The following is a 17,995-nucleotide window of genomic DNA, read 5'->3' as shown; positions in this document are numbered from 1 at the left end:
CGAGGCCGAAAATAAGGCGCGCATGTCACCATTTATTTAGAAAGGAGCAGCTCATGCCGGAACAACAACGTCCCCCTCAACAACAAACACGACAACCAGGTATCGAATCTGAGATGACGCCTCGGCCCAAGGTAGAGAACCGCGCACATCACGGTACGGGCAAGTTGAATGGGAAGATCGCTCTCATCACTGGTGGTGATAGCGGGATCGGTCGGGCTGTCGCCGTGGCCTTTGCGCGCGAAGGAGCGGATCTCGCCATCGCATACCTCGACGAGCATAAAGATGCGGAAGAAACCCAACGCATGGTCGAACAGGAAGGGCGACGTTGCATCCTCATACCCGGCGATGTGGGGAGCCACGAGCATTGCATGAGCGTCGTGCGCACGGTTCTGGCCGAGTTCGGGCATTTGGACGTCTTGGTTAACAATGCCGCTCAGCAGGAACCTCAAGACAGCCTCGAAAACATCACACCAGCTCAGCTCGAGCGGACATTTCGCACGAATATCTTTTCTTATTTCTTCATGGCCCAATCGGCGGTTCCCCATCTTGGGGAAGGAGCCAACATCATCAATACTACGTCCGTCACGGCTTATAAGGGAAGCCCTCAGCTACTGGACTATTCCTCGACTAAGGGTGCCATCGTCTCGTTCACAAGATCATTGGCCCTGTCACTTTCCGAGAAGAAGATTCGCGTCAACGCCGTCGCTCCAGGTCCGGTTTGGACACCGTTGATCCCCTCGACCTTTCCTCCGGACAAAGTCGCCACGTTCGGATCGGACGTCCCGATGAAACGTGCCGGCCAGCCGGAAGAAATCGCTCCTTGTTACGTGTTTTTAGCCACGCAGGATGCCTCTTACATGACGGGACAAGTTTTACACCCGAACGGAGGAACGGTCATAAACGGTTAGTCGATCATGCAATTAACAACACAACAGAGAAAGAAGACCGTCATGTCCCAGCAGAAATTCAAGCACTCATAAAGCCAAAACGTCGACAACGAAGATGCCGCTTCCGATGCGAAACAAATGCCGAAACGCGGATCACCGGAAAATTGAAAAACTCTTCGATGAGTGCCAGCAAGCGGAGGGTGAAAAAAGGCAACAGATCGCGCACGAGGCTCGGGCATCCCCTAGTTGGCGTGGATGGACGCGTCGTGATCTACCTCCCCGTATGCCTGTTTCCTTGCTGATTCTTTCCATGCTGCTGTCGCTCTCCTGTCGTCATTCCCCTCAGGATGCAGACATTTCCAGCGCGATCACGTCCCGTTTCATCGAGGAGCAGTCGGTCAACCTTCAACGAGTGGACGTGTATGTTGAGGAAGGAACCGCATACCTCAGTGGCGAAGTCGAGAATAGAGAAGAGCACATACAGGCCGGCCGGATCGCGAGCCGGATTCCGGGTGTACGACGTGTCATCAATAAACTTCAAGTCATCCCCTAAGATCGAGCCCTGCGACTCGGTGCATGTCTTTCTGTTGATGGGAGGCGGGCTGCTGCTCGCTGCTTCTCTGTCCCATGCCGCTGAGACCGAGCGATCTTGGCATTATGGGGCCTATCTGGATGTCTCTTACGGCATCAACGCTAACTTGCCGGACAACCATCGGTGGCGTAGCAAGGAGACGACTGAGCGGACCAATATATTGTCCCCGAACATGGCCTTGGCCTACTTGAGAAAAGAACCCAATGAGCAATCTCGCTGGGGCATGGAGTTGGCCGCCCAAGGCGGGTACGACACCGAGGATCTGGTCCCACACGAACATCCGATGTCAGGGGCCGATGCGCTCCGACATCTGGCGCGTGCCAATGTCAGTTATCTGGCCCCCATCGGGAAGGGGTTGGAGTTCACCGGCGGCCTTATCAAGGGATTCATTAATTACGAATCCTTCTATGCCAAGAACAACTTCAATTACACGCGTGCCTACTTGACCGACTTCAATCCCAATTTCATGTTCGCCGTCGGAGGGCGCTATACCGTTACCCCCAACGTCGATGTCGGGTTGCATGCGCTGAACGGGTTTCACCATCTGGCCCATTCCAATGATCTGCCAAGTTTCGCGGCCGAACTCGACTGGCGGATCGCGACGCGCCTCACCTGGTATCAAAACGTGTATTATGGCCCGGATCAAACGAACACCGGGATGAAATTCTGGCGCTTCTTTTCGGACAGCACTCTCCAGTGGCGCGCTCAGGACTGGACCGTGGCGCTTACGTACGACATCGGGACAGAACGAACCGCCGATGAGCCCGCCAACCCGCGTCGATTCTGGATGGCCTCCGCCCTGTTTACACAGTATGACCTGGGCGGTCCTTGGACGATCGGCTTCCGTCCTGAAGTCTTTTGGGATCGAGACGGCATCCTCACGCAGGCTCGCCAGCTGTTGGTGGGCGTCACCTCAACGCTCGGCTACAGGAGGCACATCGGTTGTCACGAATTGATCGTTCGCTTGGAATATCGGTTCGATCGTTCCACCGGTCCCGAGGGGGGGTTCTTTAAGAACGACCAAACGACCGCCGTCTCTCGTCTCGTAGCCGACCAACATGTGGCGTGGGTCGGCTTTTTATGGGCATACGATTCATAAACATCCTGACGACAAAGTGAACGCATCGACTCCGGCTCGGCAGTCGCGCTATCTTATCGCATGGGGCCGTGCCCATGTTGCTTGCCGCCTTTCCCGACCTGCCATTGGACCAGCCACACCTCGATCTCTGTATGATCGGCAGACAGCTTGGCTATCGAGGGGGTCTGAAGGCCATTGAGCTGCAGTTCGGCCTGCAACGCGAATCTCAACTGCGGGGAATGACCGGATCAGATGCCGTCCTACTGTGGAATCGCTGGCGCCATCGCCGGGATCAAGCAGCAAGGACGCGCCTCTTGGCCTACAATCAGGCGGATTGCATGAATTTAGAACCGTTGGCGGATGGGTTTTATTGCCGGATGGTTCAGTGGTATCGAGGAGAAATGAAGAGGAGGGATGCCGTTTGATCGAGTGTGGAAACAGACCACTTGTCCACGCCCTAGGTTCTTTACGAGACCACAAATGCCTATCTTGGTAGTAATTGTGGAGGTGAATTCGTGGAGGGGGCGATGCGTGCTATGTGGAGAAGATGGCTGGGAACAGCAGTCGGTTTGGTCCTACTAGGGGGGATGGATGTCCAGGCCGCGACGGAGCCATCCACGATCGCGCCAGGTGGCGGGAAGAGTCCGGTCACGGGTGGACGGCCTGATGAACAGAATCCACGATTGGGTCTCGGCAATCGAGGCACCGGCGAGCCTGGACGCCCGTTGATTGATCCGAGCCGGGTACGGTCGAAGCCCTCCGGCCCAGGCACGATCAAAGGCCAAGTCCTTTCCATCCAAGGCGAGACATTTATCGTGCGAGAGTCGGACGGCCATGAAGTGATACTCAAATCCACGAAAGACACCGAAATGCCTTCCATGATCCAGATGGGTGAAACCGTGGAGGCTACGGTGGATTCGGCCGGCATTCCTACCCACATCAAACCTTCCAAGCGGTGACCTGTCCTGTCCTGACGTCGGCCGATGTCATGCGCGACAATCAAGTGCGCGAATCCAGTCGATCGGCCGGCATCCGGTTAACGATGGTTTCGATAGCCGATAAGCTGCGGCGTGTAGCCATAGGAAAATCAAGAACGTCACTGAGCATGAAGTCCGCAAAAGAAGAGGGAACTATGAACGATAAATCATCTCGACCTGCGGCATCCATCGACTACAGGGAACACCAGATCGTCGTGAATTCGCATCAACAAGCCGATGCAGCATGGGTATGTCGATACTCCATCGTGGAAGCCGGCAAACCAAAGACAAAGTCCGTGACAGGCCTGGCGGACGGGAGCTTCCCTTCCCGAGAAGCCGCGGAATTGGCCGCGGTGCAAAAGGCCAAAGCATTGATCGATTTACGCTGATTCCTCACGGACCTTTACTTCCCCGCTACGGGCGGGGCCGTCACATCGGTGCGGTGCCAGGTCGCGAAAAACAGCACCGTGTACTGATTGTAAAACGCTCGTCCGACCAATTTAGGAGTCGAACCGAGAAACTCACCGGTCCGATTATCGTAGAAATCCACATGCAGGCGAGCATAGCCGCTTTGGCTCTGGTTCTTGTAGAGCGTGAGTTCGGGGAGCGAGAAGGGAATCAACAGGCTCTGAACCGGCGGCATGCCGACGAATACGGTGCCTTGCATTGTCCCGAACGATTCCGCCATCACGCGAACCAAATATGGGGAGTCGGTGTCTCGCGCGGAGACGCGATAGCCTCGTCGTCCCAACTCGGCGGCCACGAGGTCTCGAATATAGAAAATGTCGCGCGACGGACGATCGATCGCGCCGAGGTCCGCATTTGTCTTGCGAAGTCGGGACCGATCACTTTCGAGCCCTGTCGCATCCACGTCCACATTGACGCCCTCGGGCAGTCGTATCGACAGATTCTCCAGGGCTTGCTCAACCGCCTGCGTCAACAGGACCTGCTCGACCGCCGTCCGGGGAGTGCGTGACACTTCCTGTTCAAGCGCGCATCCCGAGATCAACAGGGTGAGAATAGAGAGAACCAAAATCTTCATGAGATCCTGACAAGCGACGGCGCGGGGCGGCACGAGCATGCTCCTCGTGACCTGTGAACCGATGCATGAGCGACAGTTCACCGCGCATCCGTATGCTCAGCTGCTTCGAGATCGGTCGACATTGTCGCGGAACACGTTGGAGACAAGACTATGACGAACGGCGATCAATCGCCCACGCTGCCATCCGATTCTCAAACCATTCACTCAATAACCAGCGGTCATCAAGGCGAAGACCACGATCGCGAGAACCACGATCGCAATAGCGATCAACATGAGCGGAGGATGCGCTCCAAACATTCCCGGCATGGGCTTCTCCTTCTTTATGGGGTTTGTAGCTCAGCCTCGCCCGTATTGCAATTATGACCAACCCAATGACAGCCTGTCGCCCGCTTTCCGGCATGGCTTCCACTCTGACTGGCCGTATCCATCATAACGGAACATCCAAGTGAGGTCCTACTAGGAATGCGCATGGGGGGAAGTTTAATGCGGACTAGGAAATCCCCTAGCCCTGAAATTTTCTGGGGGGGGGGGAGGAACTATAAACATGGTAAACTACGCATCTCTTCACGGCGTTTCGAAGGATTATGTTCCATGCAAAAAGTCTGAACCGTTCCCCAGAACTGGTGCTTATATTTACGAACCACTCGGTAGTCGACGATGAACCAGCTTCCTTGTCCTGTAATCTGGGCATTCACATCAACGGGATGAGAATTTCTTGAACCATTAAGGTTTGCTCGGCAATGACACCATCGCAGTTTCGTCAGACGGCTCGCCAAATCATGACGCAGGAGCCACGTACTGCCCACGCGCCACAAGAGGTCGCGGCTTCGGCGGAACGCATCTATACGAGGTTGCTCGCATGTATATCCGCCGTCTTGGGTAACGCCGGAAGCGTGGGTTTGTTCCGTCGAAGTCTGCGATTAACCGAGACCACCTTTCCGTTTTTCTCAGACGCTCGGAATGCCGATTTGGATATCTTGCTCTCAGAAGTGAGCCGGTGCCTGCAAGCGCAACCTGCCGAGGTCGCGCATGAGGCTTCCGTGGAATTGCTCGGGATCCATCTCGAGTTACTGGCCACATTTATCGGCCCACGGGTCACCAAACAATTATTACAGGAGGCATGGCCGAATCTGCGCACCTCCGATCCAGAGGAGAGTCAGGCATGAATGAGAGAGTGCCGATCGTCCAACTCGATACCGGAGTTCCCGGGCTCAACGAAGTGCTCGGCGGTGGGCTTCCCGAGTTTTCGTTCAACCTGCTCGCGGGCGGACCAGGAGCCGGGAAGACGACGCTGGTCCAGCAAATCTCCTTTGCCCTCGCCACGCCTGAGCGGCCGGCTCGCTACATCACGGTCTTGGGCGAACCTCCGTTGAAGCTGCTTCGCTATCAGCAGCAGTTCGATTTCTTTGATCCATCCAAGATCAATTCCAGCTTGCGCTTTCTCTCCATTCCACACGATGTGTTGGCGGCAGGATTGGGAAAGGTGTTGGACAAGATCGTAACGGAAGTGGAAGCCGCGAATCCCAGCCTGGTGGTCGTGGATTCCTTTCGATCCGTCATTCGCGCCTCGAAACAGGGGGAGGCGGAATTGTCCTTGCAGGCGTTCGTCCAACGGCTGGCGTTGCATTTAACGTCGTGGCAGGCGACGACGTTCCTGGTCGGAGAATACCTGGATTCCGAACAGGAGGACAATCCGATCTTCACGGTGGCTGACGGCGTGCTATGGCTCTCTCAAAGCAAAGAACGGAATGCCATCGTGCGAAAGCTGCAGGTGGTGAAGATGCGTGGCCAAGCGTCGGTGCCTGGCCTCCATACCCTCCGGATTACCGAGAAAGGCATTACCGTGTTTCCACGCCTCCCGATTCCCCTTGATATCAGCGCGGACGAGCAACGGAGGATCGAGATGTTGCCCGCGAAGATCGATCGACTTTCCACCGGTGTGCGGGGGCTGGATGACATGATGAACGGCGGGATTCCGATGGGATCCTCCATGCTTATCGCCGGGCCGTCCGGCTCGGGGAAAACGATTCTGTCCATGCAATTTCTCGCGGAGGGCCTCTCCCGGCGCGAGCCGGGACTGCTCGCTGTCTTCGAGAAGCGACCATCGGATTACCTCAAAGCGAACTCCTTGGGCCGGTCCCTGGCTCGGCATATTCAGGACGGTCTGCTGCACGTGTTGTATTTGCGCCCGCTCGACCTATCCCTGGATGAAACCTTGGAAGAGGTTCGCACCCTGGTGAACGAGCATGGGGTGAAACGCGTGGTCATCGACTCGCTCTCAGGCTTGGAACTGGCGCTCGCGCCGCATTTTCGTGAAGATTTTCGGGAAACGTTGCACCGCATGGTGGCGATGCTCACCGCCATGGGGATTACGCTGCTCTTGACGGTGGAATTGGCGGACTCGTACGTCGATTTGCGATTCAGCCCGCATGGGACCGCCTTTTTGACAGACGGGATTCTGCTCCATCGCTACATCGAACTCGACGGGAAGATCCAACGCATGTTGAGCGTCATCAAATTACGCGGGAGCCAACACAGCAAGGAATTGAGGCTCTATGAAGTGACGAACGAGGGCCTCGTGATCGGAAACGGACTCACCGGCTATGAAGGGTTGATGAGCGGCGCGCCGAGACGAATCCGGAAGCCGGAATGAACCAGGCTTTGCTCGGGTTGAGGGGGACGCTATGTCGGATAACACGAGATCAGACGAGCCGCGGCGGACGGACGATCTCCTCCGCGAGGCCAACGAACAACTCACGCTGAAGGCGTTACAGTTCCAACATGAAGCAGACGCGTCCGAACAGCGCTGGCTCGATCAGCGGAATCTCAACGACGAATTGGTGAGGAAGCAACGGCTGCTGCGAGTCCTGGCATCGGAGCTGACATTGACCGAACAACGCGAGCGCAAACGCCTGGCCACTGAACTGCACGATTATTTGGCCCAATTGATGGTCATCGGACGTCTCAAGGTCGGCCAGGCGCGTCCCAAGGCGCTGAGCGACGCGACATTGGTCATGCTGATCGATGAGATCAATGACATCTTCTCCAAGTCCCTCTCGTACACTCGAACGCTGATGTCCGAACTGAGTCCCCCCGTCTTGCAGGACCTGGGATTCCTCGCCGCCCTCAAGTGGATGTCGGAACAGCTCTCAACACAATTGTCGATCACCGTCGACATCCAGTTGCCGCCGGAACCTGTGATCGTGTCCGAGGATCAGGCGCTGTTTTTGTACCGAGCCGTCCGTGAGCTGGTGCTCAATGTCGTGAAGCATGCGCAGACCTCCCAGGTCACGATTGCGCTCACGCTGGAATCGAGTGATGTGCTGCACATTTACATTACGGATCAGGGCCGAGGCTTCGACCCTGTTGCGATCGACAAGAGGACACCAGGCGAGCATTTTGGCCTCATGAGCATCCGGGAACGCATGGAGGCCATGGGTGGATCGTTTCAGGTGGAGAGCGCTCCCGGCAGAGGCACCACGCTTGCGTTAGGACTGCCGCTGGCCAAGACTTTGCAATCACCGCATGCGCGGGCGGCGACTACAGGCAGTCGATCGCCGGACACCTCCGCTCAGAAGATACGCGACGTGCATCGGGTCCTCCTGGCGGACGACCACGCTCTGGTTCGCCAGGGTCTGCGCGCGATTCTCGAAGGATTTCAGGATGTGTCCATCGTGGGAGAGGCATGCAACGGAGTGGAGGCCGTCTCCATGGTCGACGAGTGCGTTCCCGATGTGATCATCATGGACGTTAATATGCCGAAGATGGATGGGATCGAAGCCACAAAACGAATCAAGGACAGGCACCCCTCGACGATCGTGATCGGTCTTTCGGTCAATAATTCGATACCCATCATCGATGCCATGAAGGCCGCCGGCGCGGCGGCCTTCATTTCAAAAGATGCCGCGGCGGCCTTCATTTCAAAAGATGCCGCGGCGGACGAGTTGCACGATGCCCTCACGATGTGTCATCCGCTGGCAATGTAACCGGGCTTTCACGGAGCGTCTTTCTTTCGACTAGATCCCACCTGGCCATAACGACAAGCAAACAGGTCTTTCCTAAAATAGACTCCACTCGCCTGCCGCTTATAAAGGCCGAGATCAATACCTACGCCAAGACACGTGGCGTCCATCGGTATCGCGCGACTCTGACTTAGGGTCTTTCCCAGAGGGGAACAATTGCCCATTCGGTCTACAATCTTATAGACAACGAGGAGGCATAGACCATGAGACACAAACTTTTTCATATGGCGCTCGTGGCGACAATCGCGCTATCGGCCGCCGCGCTCGGGTGCAGCCAAACAGCGGCGGAACGGCGCGCCGCATCCCCGACCTTGGCGGAGCGTGTCAAACAGGACGCGGTCACCGGGCGGGTTCATGAGGTCGGGGCCAAGTATGTGTCCATTCGGCAAAGCGATGGGGAAACACAACGTGTCAGGGTCGATGACCACACCAAGATGGATCGCGTGGCAGTCGGGGACCAGGTCAAGGCCTACGTCTCGGAAGACGGCTATGCCACGACGATTCAGCGTGAATCGGACTAGCAGCATCCAAGAGCGCGCGATAAAGCCTATAGCCGGAGGTGAACATGAACGCAGAACAATTCAAAGGGACGTGGACTCAGTTCAAGGGAGAGGTTAAACGTCAATGGGGCCGGCTCACGGATGACGATATGACGGAAGCGGCAGGCAACTACGACAAGTTCGTCGGACGCGTGCAGGAGCGCTACGGTGACAAGAAGGAAGATGTGCTGAAGTGGACCAATGAGTGGTTCGACCGGCAAAAGACCCAGTCCGGCTCGCAGCGATAATCGTCAGGCGGATCCCGCTGCTGAACAGCACTGGGGTCCGGGGGACTGTCAGATGCTGCCCTATTGCCTCCCCGCCGTTGTCCCCTCGGAAATAAAGAACAGTTCAAGCGGTAATCGAAGGCCGGCCTTTGTAGCCGCGGCCCGGGTTCGACTAGGGAATCTCCGAGGTTCTCGACACACAAGATAATATTAAAGTACGTACGGAAAGGTCAGGACGAAGCCGCAACAGGCGCTGAAAGGAGACCTCATGGAAACCGCTCTCCGTGCGAACAGAGAGACCAGACGGACGAACGCAGAGAGGGAACTCACGGAATACAAGAACCTGGAATATACTCCGTACATCCACGACTTTATGCAACGGCGGCTTAGCCGGTGCAGACGATGCAATGGATTCATGACGCGCGACGGCGGACTCCCTGTCGCCTCTCGCTGCGTGCAGTGTGGAGATGTGGTCGATCCCACCATCCTGAAAAACCGGACGGCTGTTACATCCATGCTCAGATCACGATACGTGAGGCCACGATACGTGAGACTCGGTAAAGGGCCGCTACATCGATAACCGTGGCTCTTCTCGGCGGCCCTGCTCGCGGGCTGTTGACGAAGTCCGAGCGCGCTCTCGCGACGCTCGAACGCTCAACGTTTGCTCCATGAGGGCGGCGCAGTGCATTGAAGGACTGGGTTTCGGTTGCGCTGCTGCTCTGGAACTTCCTAGTAGCGCGGTTTCTCTCCAATATGGTCTATATAGATTTAGGACCGGATGCGGACTATAAGTGGCTCGTGTAGCATGGACTCCGCTCCGAGAGAAGAGACTACCGCCTTGTCGGTCTCCATGGACCAGGAGTGCTGAGGGGGCCGTGGGCGACATTCAGAGCGTCAACGGCACTCAACGCTGATGACTCCGGTGGTCATACTAAAAGAGATGAACATCGTGCAGCTATTAGTCGTGGATGATTATGCGATGATGCGGCAAGGCTTGCGTTCTGTGCTGGATGCCTATGAAGATATTGAGGTGGTCGGAGAGGCGCGGGATGGAATGGAGGCGGTGAAGCTTGTCAGCGAGTTACGGCCTCAAGTGGTGTTGATGGACATCAATATGCCGAGGATGAATGGGATCGAGGCAACCGCGAAGATTACGGAATATTTTCCAGAGACCATCGTCATTGGGTTATCAGTGAACGCGACGGATGACAATCAAGAGGCTATGACGCGAGCGGGAGCCTCCCGCCTCCTGAGCAAGGAAGTAGCAGTCGAACAGTTGTATGATGCGGTCTATGCCGCGGTAACTGAAAGAGATAAAGGAGCAACTCCTTCCGGACCGTAGGAGGACACTCATACTCGTCTCCCGGCCATCGTCGTTTCAGAACTCACGATCCGCTCAAGCTGCGCGTAACGATCGAGAGTAGGGTTTTCCATTCCGCTCCGTTAGGCGCGCAACGCATCTCGCCGCTTCATTTCACAGAGAAGAAGGATCAAGGGGGTTACCTAGTGGCGAAAAGAGCGAGGTAAATTACAGTAAACCTATGAAACATTTGGAACAACGAGAACTTTGCCTTTCATCATTTTTGCTCGTCTCATTCTTACTCTGCATATACCCGGCCGGGGAGTCATCGACTGTCTTCGCGGCTGACGTCATACCGGCTCCTCCACCGCCTGAACAACGCGAACAGAATCCTGCTCCGACTCCTGTTCCTCCGGCTCAACAGCGCCCAAGCATTGATCCGGGCATCGCCATTCCCCCTCCCACGGAGCCACATCCGGAGTCAGTGATCACACCGCCACCTATTGACCCAAAAATGTCGATTCATCCCGAAGATGCTCCCACAACCAAGCAGCCGTCGTTTCCGTCGCCACCATCCGTGCCTTCGCCAGGCGCAACGCCGCCGAACTAGTATTGTGATGTCCGAAGAAACCAAGACCTTCATGATCGCCGGTTGCAAAGTGACGGTTCATTTCGGGCGGTCGCCGAAAGGTCACTGGACGGTTGAAGGAAGCGTGTCCTCAGGAGAGCAAGATCATAAACGGACTACGAGGTTCGAGTTAGACGGAGCAACCAGTCGTGATGCGGCTGAGTCCCTTGCGCTTAAAAAAGCAGGGGAACTTATCGGTAATAATGTTCCCGCAGTGAAGCAGGAAGATCCTGGAACGAACGCTCCGACCGTGCCGCCCGGCATTCAATGACACCCTCAAGTGTGCTTGCAGCGAGGGAGCCGCATTCACATGCGGAACGCAGTCTTACAGCCGGTGCTCGATTGTCGAAGGCGTGTGTTACCTCAGGATTCCGGACACCCACAAGAGAATGATAAGAATGCCGGGCACGCCTAGCAGCCATAATATGAATGCTTTTCCCATGTGTCCTCCTTTGTGAATTCTTAGACAGAGTGTAATTCAGATTCTAAGGATGAGTACTAGGAAGTCCCATAGCCGACTTCTCTTTCGCCTTTTCCTCGGCCAACAAGTCGGTCGTTTTGTGCAAGGAGCGGAATCGGAAATGCCTCGTGGCGCCGCTGCTGGAACATGCGTTGTTGTTGTATTCGGAGTCTCCGGATCAGGGAAATCGCGGATCGGGGCTGCTTTGGCGAAATCGCTTCGCTGGACGTTTTACGATGCCGATGATTTTCTCGGGCGGAAGAATCGCGCTAAACTCCAACGAGGTATCCCCCTCACGGATCGGGATCGATGGCCATGGCTCAATCGGTTGCGGCGGACCATCAAGCACTGCCTGACGGAACATCATTCCATGATCCTTGCCTGTTCAGCCTTGAAGCGATCGTATCGTCGGCATCTGCGCATCGCCGACAGGGTCATGTTTGTGTATCTCAAGGTCAAACCTGCTCTGGTCGAGCGCCGGCTCCGGCAACGAACGGGACATTTCATGAATCCGGACTTGCTCCAGTCTCAGTTCGCTGCGCTTGAGGAGCCGAGGGATGATGCCATCGTGGTGAATGCCGCGCGGAAACCACGTGATATCGTGAGTGGGCTGCGAAGGCAGCTGATATCGCAAGGATGTAGTCCGGCGCAAAGGGTATCTCATGAATAGCCGGGTTCCTAGGCGTTGGGCCCCATGGGGCTCGGATGTTTTGACATGTCACTAGGGATTTCACGAGTGTTAGAAAACACGTCTCCTGACTATGGTAGGTTCGATGCGCCAGGTCCGAACACTAGCCATGATCATGGCAGGAGGAAAAGGCCAACGCCTTCTTCCTCTCACTGAAGCTCGCAGCAAACCCGCGGTTCCGTTCGGCGGCACCTATCGAATCATCGACTTTGTCCTGAGCAACTTCATCAACTCCGGCATCACGGCCCTCCATGTCCTCGTGCAGTATCGTTCGCAATCGCTGATCGAACACCTTCGAGCGGCGTGGCAGATCGGTGGTCGCGCGCAGGATAGTTTTGTGAGCGTCGTCCCTCCTCAAATGCGGGCTCGGGACGGCTGGTATGAGGGCACGGCAGACGCCGTCTATCAAAACCTGAATCTCATCGCCGACTTCGCCCCCGACGTGATTGCCGTCTTCGGCGCCGATCATATTTACCGGATGGATGTCGGCCGGATGATACGGTATCACCTCGAAACCGACGCGGATGCGACGGTCGCGGCCTTGCCCGTTCCGATAACGGAGGCGAGCGGCTTCGGCATTGTTGAAGCGGACACGAGCGGCCGTATGATCGGGTTTGAAGAAAAACCTGCCGCCCCAAAGCCGATGCGGGATCGGCCGGGGTTCGCCCTATCGTCCATGGGGAATTACCTATTCAAGACCGAGACGCTTATCCCGATGCTGGTGCGTGACGCATCCAGACCGGGGACCCACGATTTTGGGCGTAACATCGTGCCGGAACTATTGGCCGATCATCGCGTGCAGGTCTATGACTTTCGGAAAACCGAGATCCCCGATCTTCAGCCGTACGAAGAACAGGCCTATTGGCGAGATGTCGGAACTCTGGACGCCTATTGGAAGGCGAACATGGATCTGCTTGGAAGCGCGCCGGCTTTCGACCTTCGTAACCGCGCATGGCCGATTTTTTCCGGTTGTTATGACGGTCCGATGGCATCCCTTGTGCGCACCTCCACGGATGAGTCAATGATCGGGCAAGCCAGCCATTGCGTCGACGCGGACATTCGCCGCTCGATCATCGGACGAGGGGTTCGTATCGATCGGGGGGCTCGACTGGAAGAATGTATTATCTTGGATGATGTGCGGATCGGCTCGCATGCGCGCCTCCGTCGCGTCATCGCTGATCGACGCAGCGTGATCCCGCCGCACAGTCGCCTCGGGTACGATCCGGCGCATGATCGCGCGAGGTTTCAGTATGCGACGGAGGGGCTCGTCGTGCTGCCGCATTCATCCGTTCTGGAAGTCGAAGCCGCGCGCGTATCATGACGACCACAGCAGGGGAATGTCGGCCTGGATCATTTCCTCGCGCGACCTACCGCCTGCAACTCCACCGTGGCTTCACCTTCAACGATGCCCGCGCGATCGTTCCCTATCTCCACGTCTTGGGAATCTCGGACTGTTACCTGTCTCCGATCAGCAAGGCCGTTCCCGGCAGCGATCACGGGTACGACGTAATCGATCCTACCGTTCTGAATCCCGAGCTCGGCACCGATGAAGAGTTCGCGGAATTCATTGCCGCCGTGAAATCGCATGGAATGGGTGTGATTCTTGACGTCGTCCCGAACCATATGGGCATCACCAAAGCGTTGAATCGATGGTGGTTCGATGTGTTGGAAAACGGTCCGAGTTCTCGCTATGCCTCTGCGTTCGACATCGATTGGCATCCGATCAAGCGAGAATTGACGGATAAAGTATTGCTGCCCATCTTGCCGGATCAGTACGGCGCTGTCCTGGAAGAACAGGACATGCAGGTCGTGTATGAGGACGGCGCCTTCTTCTTGCAGTGCCAGGACTATCGTTTGCCGTTGGCTCCGAAGTCGTGGGCCAATCTTCTTTCGTATCGGTTGGAGTGTGTGATCGAGAAGAGCGAGCCGACGATGCCGGTGTTGGAATTGCAAAGCATCCTCACGGCGATCAGGAACTTGCCGAGTCGCGATGAGCGGGAGCTCGAACGGGTTGCGGAACGGTATCGCGAAAAAGAAATCATCAAAAAACGTTTGGCCGCGTTGATGGAGGAGGACGAGGGTATTCGCGCCTTCGTGATGGAGAACGTGAGGTTGTTCAATGGAGAGAAGGGTCGCTCGGAAAGCTTCGACCAGCTCGATGCGTTGCTCAACGATCAAGTGTATCGTCTCGCGTCATGGAAGGTGGCGTCCGAGGAGATCAATTATCGCAGGTTCTTCGACATCAACGAGCTGGCCGCGATTCGAATGGAAGACGAAACGGTGTTCCAGGAAGCTCACCGACTGTTGTTCCAGCTGGTGAGCGACGGCGTGGTGCGCGGATGTCGTATCGATCACGTGGATGGGCTCTATGATCCTGGGCGATACCTCGCGCGGCTGCGAGAGCTGACGAGACTCAAGCAGGAGGATGGTTCCACGCCGTTCTACATCGTCGTGGAAAAGATCCTCGGCCGAGAGGAGCCGCTGCCGGACTGGCCGATACAGGGCACGACCGGTTACGACTTCCTGAATCAGGTCAACGGTCTGTTCGTCGCGTGCATGCATGAGAAGTTGTTCACTGATCTCTATTCGAAAGCGCTGGGTCGCGAAGTGTCCTACGCGGACCTCGCCTACGGCTGCAAGCAATTGATCATGCGCGCGTCGATGGCCAGCGAGCTCAACGTCCTCGGCAACCAACTCAACCACATTTCGGAGCGAGACCGGCGGTCGCGCGACTTCACGCTGAACAATCTCACGCATGCCATCCGAGAGATCATCGCCTGTTTTTCGGTATATCGGACCTATGTGACCGAAGGACCGGATCCCGTGACCGAACGGGATGCCTCCTACATCCATATGGCGGTGGCGCAGGCGAAGCGACGAAATCCGGCCATCAGCGGGCAGGTGTTCGATTTCGTTCGGTCGATTCTTTTGAAACAACGTGACGCTCGCAATACGGACGACTCCGACAACCAAATCCGGTTCGTCATGAAGTTTCAGCAGACGACGAGTCCGGTGACGGCGAAAGGCATGGAGGACACGGCGTTCTATCGCTATCACCGACTGGTTTCACTCAATGAAGTGGGCGGAGATCCGGAGCATTTCGGAATGCCGGTGGAAGACTTTCATAAACGCATGCGCGACCGGCAGGTGCGGTGGCCCTATGCCCTCTCCGCCTCCTCAACGCATGATACCAAGCGGAGCGAAGATGCGAGGGCTCGGATCAATGTGCTGTCCGAGCTGCCGCGAGAGTGGAACATGCGCGTCAGACGCTGGAAGCGTTTGAATCGGCGGCACCGGCGTGAAACCGAAGGCGAAGTCCTGCCGGACCCGAACGACGAGTATTTGTTCTACCAGACACTCATCGGCATATGGCCGTTCGAACCGATGAACGACGGCGCGTACCGCAGTTTCTGTGCACGAGTGCAACGGTACATGCGGAAGGCGGCGAACGAGGCCAAGGTGCATACAAGTTGGATCAATCCTAATCCGACGTATGATCACGCGTTGCAAGGCTTCGTCGAGGCGGTGTTGGATCGCACGAAGACGAATCGGTTCCTGGAGGATTTTCTTCCGTTCCAGGCGCGTGTCGCTCGGTATGGGCTGTACAATTCGCTCTCGCAGCTTCTCCTGAAAATGACGGCGCCCGGCATTCCGGACTTTTTTCAGGGAACGGAGTTGTGGAGCCTCCACCTGGTCGATCCCGACAATCGTAGCGCCGTCGACTATCATATCCGAACGACGATGATCGAGCAGCTGCGGCGGACGGTCGAGCAATTGGGCTGGAACCGCGCGCGCTTCGTTCAGTCTTTGTTCGAACAAGCCCATGACGGGCGAATCAAGCTCTATATCTCGATGATGGGTTTGGACTGTCGACGTCTCCGACCGGAACTGTTCCAGCGCGGCGAATATCAGCCGTTGGAGTGTGACGGAAATAAAAGACAGCATGTTTGCGCCTTCGCTCGCATTCAAGAGGGGAAAGCGCTCGTCGCGGTGGTGCCCCGGCTTGTGGCCGTGCTGAACCCTGATTCGCAACAGACTCCGATCGGGGAGGCCGTGTGGGAGGGCAGTTGTATCGCCGCCCCGCCTTGGCCGGGGCCAAGCGAGTTTCGTCATCTTTTCACCGGGGAGATTGTGATCACCGAATCGGTACGTGGCCGGTGGGTCCTGCCCCTGGCAAAAGTCTTCCAGCACTGCCCTATCGCGCTCCTCGAGAGACTCTCCTGATAGAGACACTGGCTGGGAGTAGACGGCCTGTGCGGGAAAATGTCTCACTCCATGGTTTGTAGTTGCAATCCACTCGTCATGGTGTGCTTCCAAGAGCTAGGGACGATCCCAGTTGGGGGCTCCGATGCCAAACGGTAGTGTAAACATAGAACGAGATGAGGTGATTATGAATCAGACATCTGAGCAGACGACTCCACCACGACGTGTGGGTTTGATGGATCTATTTAACGGGATCCTGCACGACTTCAAGTCTCTTATGCAACAGGAAGCACAGCTTCTGCGAGACGAAGTCAAATTGGAGGTGTCCAAAGTAGGCCGTGCCGCCTCAGGATTTGGAGTAGGGGTTGCACTGTCAGGCGTAGGGGGAATCTTTCTGTTCCTCATGCTGGTCCATGGGTTGCACGAGTGGCTCGCGTTGCCTCTATGGGCCAGTTACGGGCTGATCGGCTTCATTCTCGCCGCTATCGGCCTCGCCTGTGTGATGAAGGCTCAGGCATTGGCCGGAAGCGTGGAACCGATCCCGCGTCGGACCATTTTTTCGATGAAGGAAAACATACAATGGATCAAAGAGAACATGACGTCGAGGAAGACCTAAAAAGTATCATACGCACCCGTATGGCTCTCATGGACAAAGTGCAGTCTCTGGAGCAACGGGTGGAAGATACGGCGCGAGGCGCGAGGGAGAACGCCATGAATACCATGGAAGCCGCCAAAAACAAGGCCATGGAGTGGATGACGTCGAGCAGAGGCCGGCTCAGTCCCATTGAAATGCTGGGGCGGCGGCCCCCGGTCATTGCGGGGGGTGTGATAGCGATCGGCCTGCTGGCGATCTGGATGACACAACAGAAACCACATAGAAGATCAGGTGTCTATCCCTACTATCCCCACGCTGGGGACGCGGACGGTGTGCCACGGAAGGGAAGATCGGGAGTCTATCCTTACTTTCCTCCTCGAGCCGAGGGCGCGGACGTCATGCCACAGAGCGAGGATGCACGGCGGAGGGGGAGTGGCGAGCCGCATTCGACTCACGCGCGTCAGTCGAATCCGAACCGCGAGATCAAGAAAAACGACGGCGAGGACAATTCATTCTCGCTCCCCCGGCAGTTGTCGACATTCTTGCACGGTTTGAAGGACGATTTAACCCAGGAGCGAGTGCGCCTGCAACAGGCTGCTCTGCAAATAGGGCGTTCCTTTGCTCAGGACATGGTGCACATCGCCGGCCAATCGTTGGTTTCGTTCATGGAGCAATTGACCGATGCAGGCCGCGATCAGAGCAGGCAACATCAGCCGAGAGGCCGATGAAGTCATCCGACGGCGAAGGTGTGCGAATG

General features: G+C 56.5%; 19 protein-coding genes. 18 read left to right on the top strand and 1 reads right to left on the bottom strand.

What is annotated here, in order from left to right:
* Nucleotides 1–53: 53 nt before the first annotated feature.
* The 6 genes from COMA2_RS18725 to COMA2_RS18700 all read left to right on the top strand — a co-directional run bounded on the left by COMA2_RS18725 (nt 54) and on the right by COMA2_RS18700 (nt 3,923).
* Nucleotides 54–908: an SDR family oxidoreductase gene (locus COMA2_RS18725; protein ID WP_090902098.1), complete on the top strand. Its 855-nt coding sequence runs from the start codon at nt 54–56 to the stop codon at nt 906–908.
* 262 nt (nt 909–1,170) lie between these two features.
* Nucleotides 1,171–1,440: a BON domain-containing protein gene (locus tag COMA2_RS20385; RefSeq protein WP_175304729.1), complete on the top strand. Its 270-nt coding sequence runs from the start codon at nt 1,171–1,173 to the stop codon at nt 1,438–1,440.
* A complete protein-coding gene (locus COMA2_RS18715; protein WP_175304728.1) occupies nt 1,409–2,578 on the top strand; it encodes an outer membrane beta-barrel protein in 1,170 nt (389 codons plus the stop codon). The genes COMA2_RS20385 and COMA2_RS18715 overlap by 32 nt, the downstream gene beginning before the upstream one ends.
* 74 nt (nt 2,579–2,652) lie before the next feature.
* Complete coding sequence (locus COMA2_RS18710; RefSeq protein WP_090902089.1) at nt 2,653–2,982, top strand: ribonuclease H-like domain-containing protein; 330 nt, start codon at nt 2,653–2,655, stop codon at nt 2,980–2,982.
* A 102-nt stretch (nt 2,983–3,084) separates the two neighbouring features.
* Complete coding sequence (locus COMA2_RS18705) at nt 3,085–3,516, top strand: hypothetical protein (RefSeq protein WP_139077497.1); 432 nt, start codon at nt 3,085–3,087, stop codon at nt 3,514–3,516.
* A gap of 173 nt (nt 3,517–3,689) precedes the next feature.
* The gene (locus tag COMA2_RS18700; RefSeq protein ID WP_090902084.1) at nt 3,690–3,923 is read left to right on the top strand and encodes a hypothetical protein; all 234 of its coding nucleotides are present in this window, start codon (nt 3,690–3,692) and stop codon (nt 3,921–3,923) included.
* A 14-nt stretch (nt 3,924–3,937) separates the two neighbouring features.
* Here COMA2_RS18700 and COMA2_RS18695 read toward each other — a convergent pair whose 3' ends face one another.
* Nucleotides 3,938–4,609, bottom strand: coding sequence for a hypothetical protein (locus tag COMA2_RS18695; protein ID WP_139077495.1), 672 nt, complete (start codon nt 4,607–4,609; stop codon nt 3,938–3,940).
* Nucleotides 4,610–5,316: 707 nt separating this feature from the next.
* Here COMA2_RS18695 and COMA2_RS18690 point away from each other — a divergent pair.
* From COMA2_RS18690 to COMA2_RS18630, 12 genes are all read left to right on the top strand, one after another.
* The gene (locus tag COMA2_RS18690; protein ID WP_090902077.1) at nt 5,317–5,742 is read left to right on the top strand and encodes a hypothetical protein; all 426 of its coding nucleotides are present in this window, start codon (nt 5,317–5,319) and stop codon (nt 5,740–5,742) included.
* Entirely contained in the window at nt 5,739–7,229 is a 1,491-nt protein-coding gene (locus COMA2_RS18685) for a DUF7125 family protein (protein WP_090902074.1), read from the top strand. Before COMA2_RS18690 ends, COMA2_RS18685 begins: the two co-directional genes overlap by 4 nt.
* 31 nt (nt 7,230–7,260) lie before the next feature.
* Nucleotides 7,261–8,562, top strand: coding sequence for an ATP-binding response regulator (locus tag COMA2_RS18680; protein ID WP_090902071.1), 1,302 nt, complete (start codon nt 7,261–7,263; stop codon nt 8,560–8,562).
* A 239-nt stretch (nt 8,563–8,801) separates the two neighbouring features.
* A complete protein-coding gene (locus tag COMA2_RS18670) occupies nt 8,802–9,119 on the top strand; it encodes a hypothetical protein (RefSeq protein ID WP_139077493.1) in 318 nt (105 codons plus the stop codon).
* Nucleotides 9,120–9,163: 44 nt separating this feature from the next.
* Nucleotides 9,164–9,385 carry a CsbD family protein gene (locus COMA2_RS18665; protein ID WP_090902062.1) on the top strand — a complete coding sequence of 74 codons (222 nt, stop codon included), beginning with the start codon at nt 9,164–9,166 and terminating at the stop codon, nt 9,383–9,385.
* A 928-nt stretch (nt 9,386–10,313) separates the two neighbouring features.
* A complete protein-coding gene (locus COMA2_RS18660; RefSeq protein WP_175304727.1) occupies nt 10,314–10,706 on the top strand; it encodes a response regulator in 393 nt (130 codons plus the stop codon).
* A 575-nt stretch (nt 10,707–11,281) separates the two neighbouring features.
* Entirely contained in the window at nt 11,282–11,563 is a 282-nt protein-coding gene (locus COMA2_RS18655) for a hypothetical protein (protein ID WP_090902057.1), read from the top strand.
* A gap of 310 nt (nt 11,564–11,873) precedes the next feature.
* The gene (locus tag COMA2_RS18650; protein WP_090902053.1) at nt 11,874–12,422 is read left to right on the top strand and encodes a gluconokinase; all 549 of its coding nucleotides are present in this window, start codon (nt 11,874–11,876) and stop codon (nt 12,420–12,422) included.
* 103 nt (nt 12,423–12,525) lie between these two features.
* The gene (locus COMA2_RS18645) at nt 12,526–13,761 is read left to right on the top strand and encodes a glucose-1-phosphate adenylyltransferase (protein ID WP_090902186.1); all 1,236 of its coding nucleotides are present in this window, start codon (nt 12,526–12,528) and stop codon (nt 13,759–13,761) included.
* The gene (gene treY / locus COMA2_RS18640; protein ID WP_090902050.1) at nt 13,758–16,664 is read left to right on the top strand and encodes a malto-oligosyltrehalose synthase; all 2,907 of its coding nucleotides are present in this window, start codon (nt 13,758–13,760) and stop codon (nt 16,662–16,664) included. Before COMA2_RS18645 ends, treY begins: the two co-directional genes overlap by 4 nt.
* Nucleotides 16,665–16,830: 166 nt before the next feature.
* Nucleotides 16,831–17,259: a phage holin family protein gene (locus COMA2_RS18635; RefSeq protein WP_175304726.1), complete on the top strand. Its 429-nt coding sequence runs from the start codon at nt 16,831–16,833 to the stop codon at nt 17,257–17,259.
* Complete coding sequence (locus COMA2_RS18630) at nt 17,223–17,966, top strand: hypothetical protein (RefSeq protein ID WP_139077490.1); 744 nt, start codon at nt 17,223–17,225, stop codon at nt 17,964–17,966. The genes COMA2_RS18635 and COMA2_RS18630 overlap by 37 nt, the downstream gene beginning before the upstream one ends.
* The last annotated feature ends 29 nt before the right edge of the window (nt 17,967–17,995 follow it).

The sequence above is a fragment of the Candidatus Nitrospira nitrificans genome (assembly GCF_001458775.1).
Taxonomy (GTDB): Bacteria; Nitrospirota; Nitrospiria; order Nitrospirales; family Nitrospiraceae; genus Nitrospira_D; species Nitrospira_D nitrificans.
Note: the sequence above shows the minus strand (reverse complement) of the source record. Positions and strands in the feature narration are given on the sequence as shown.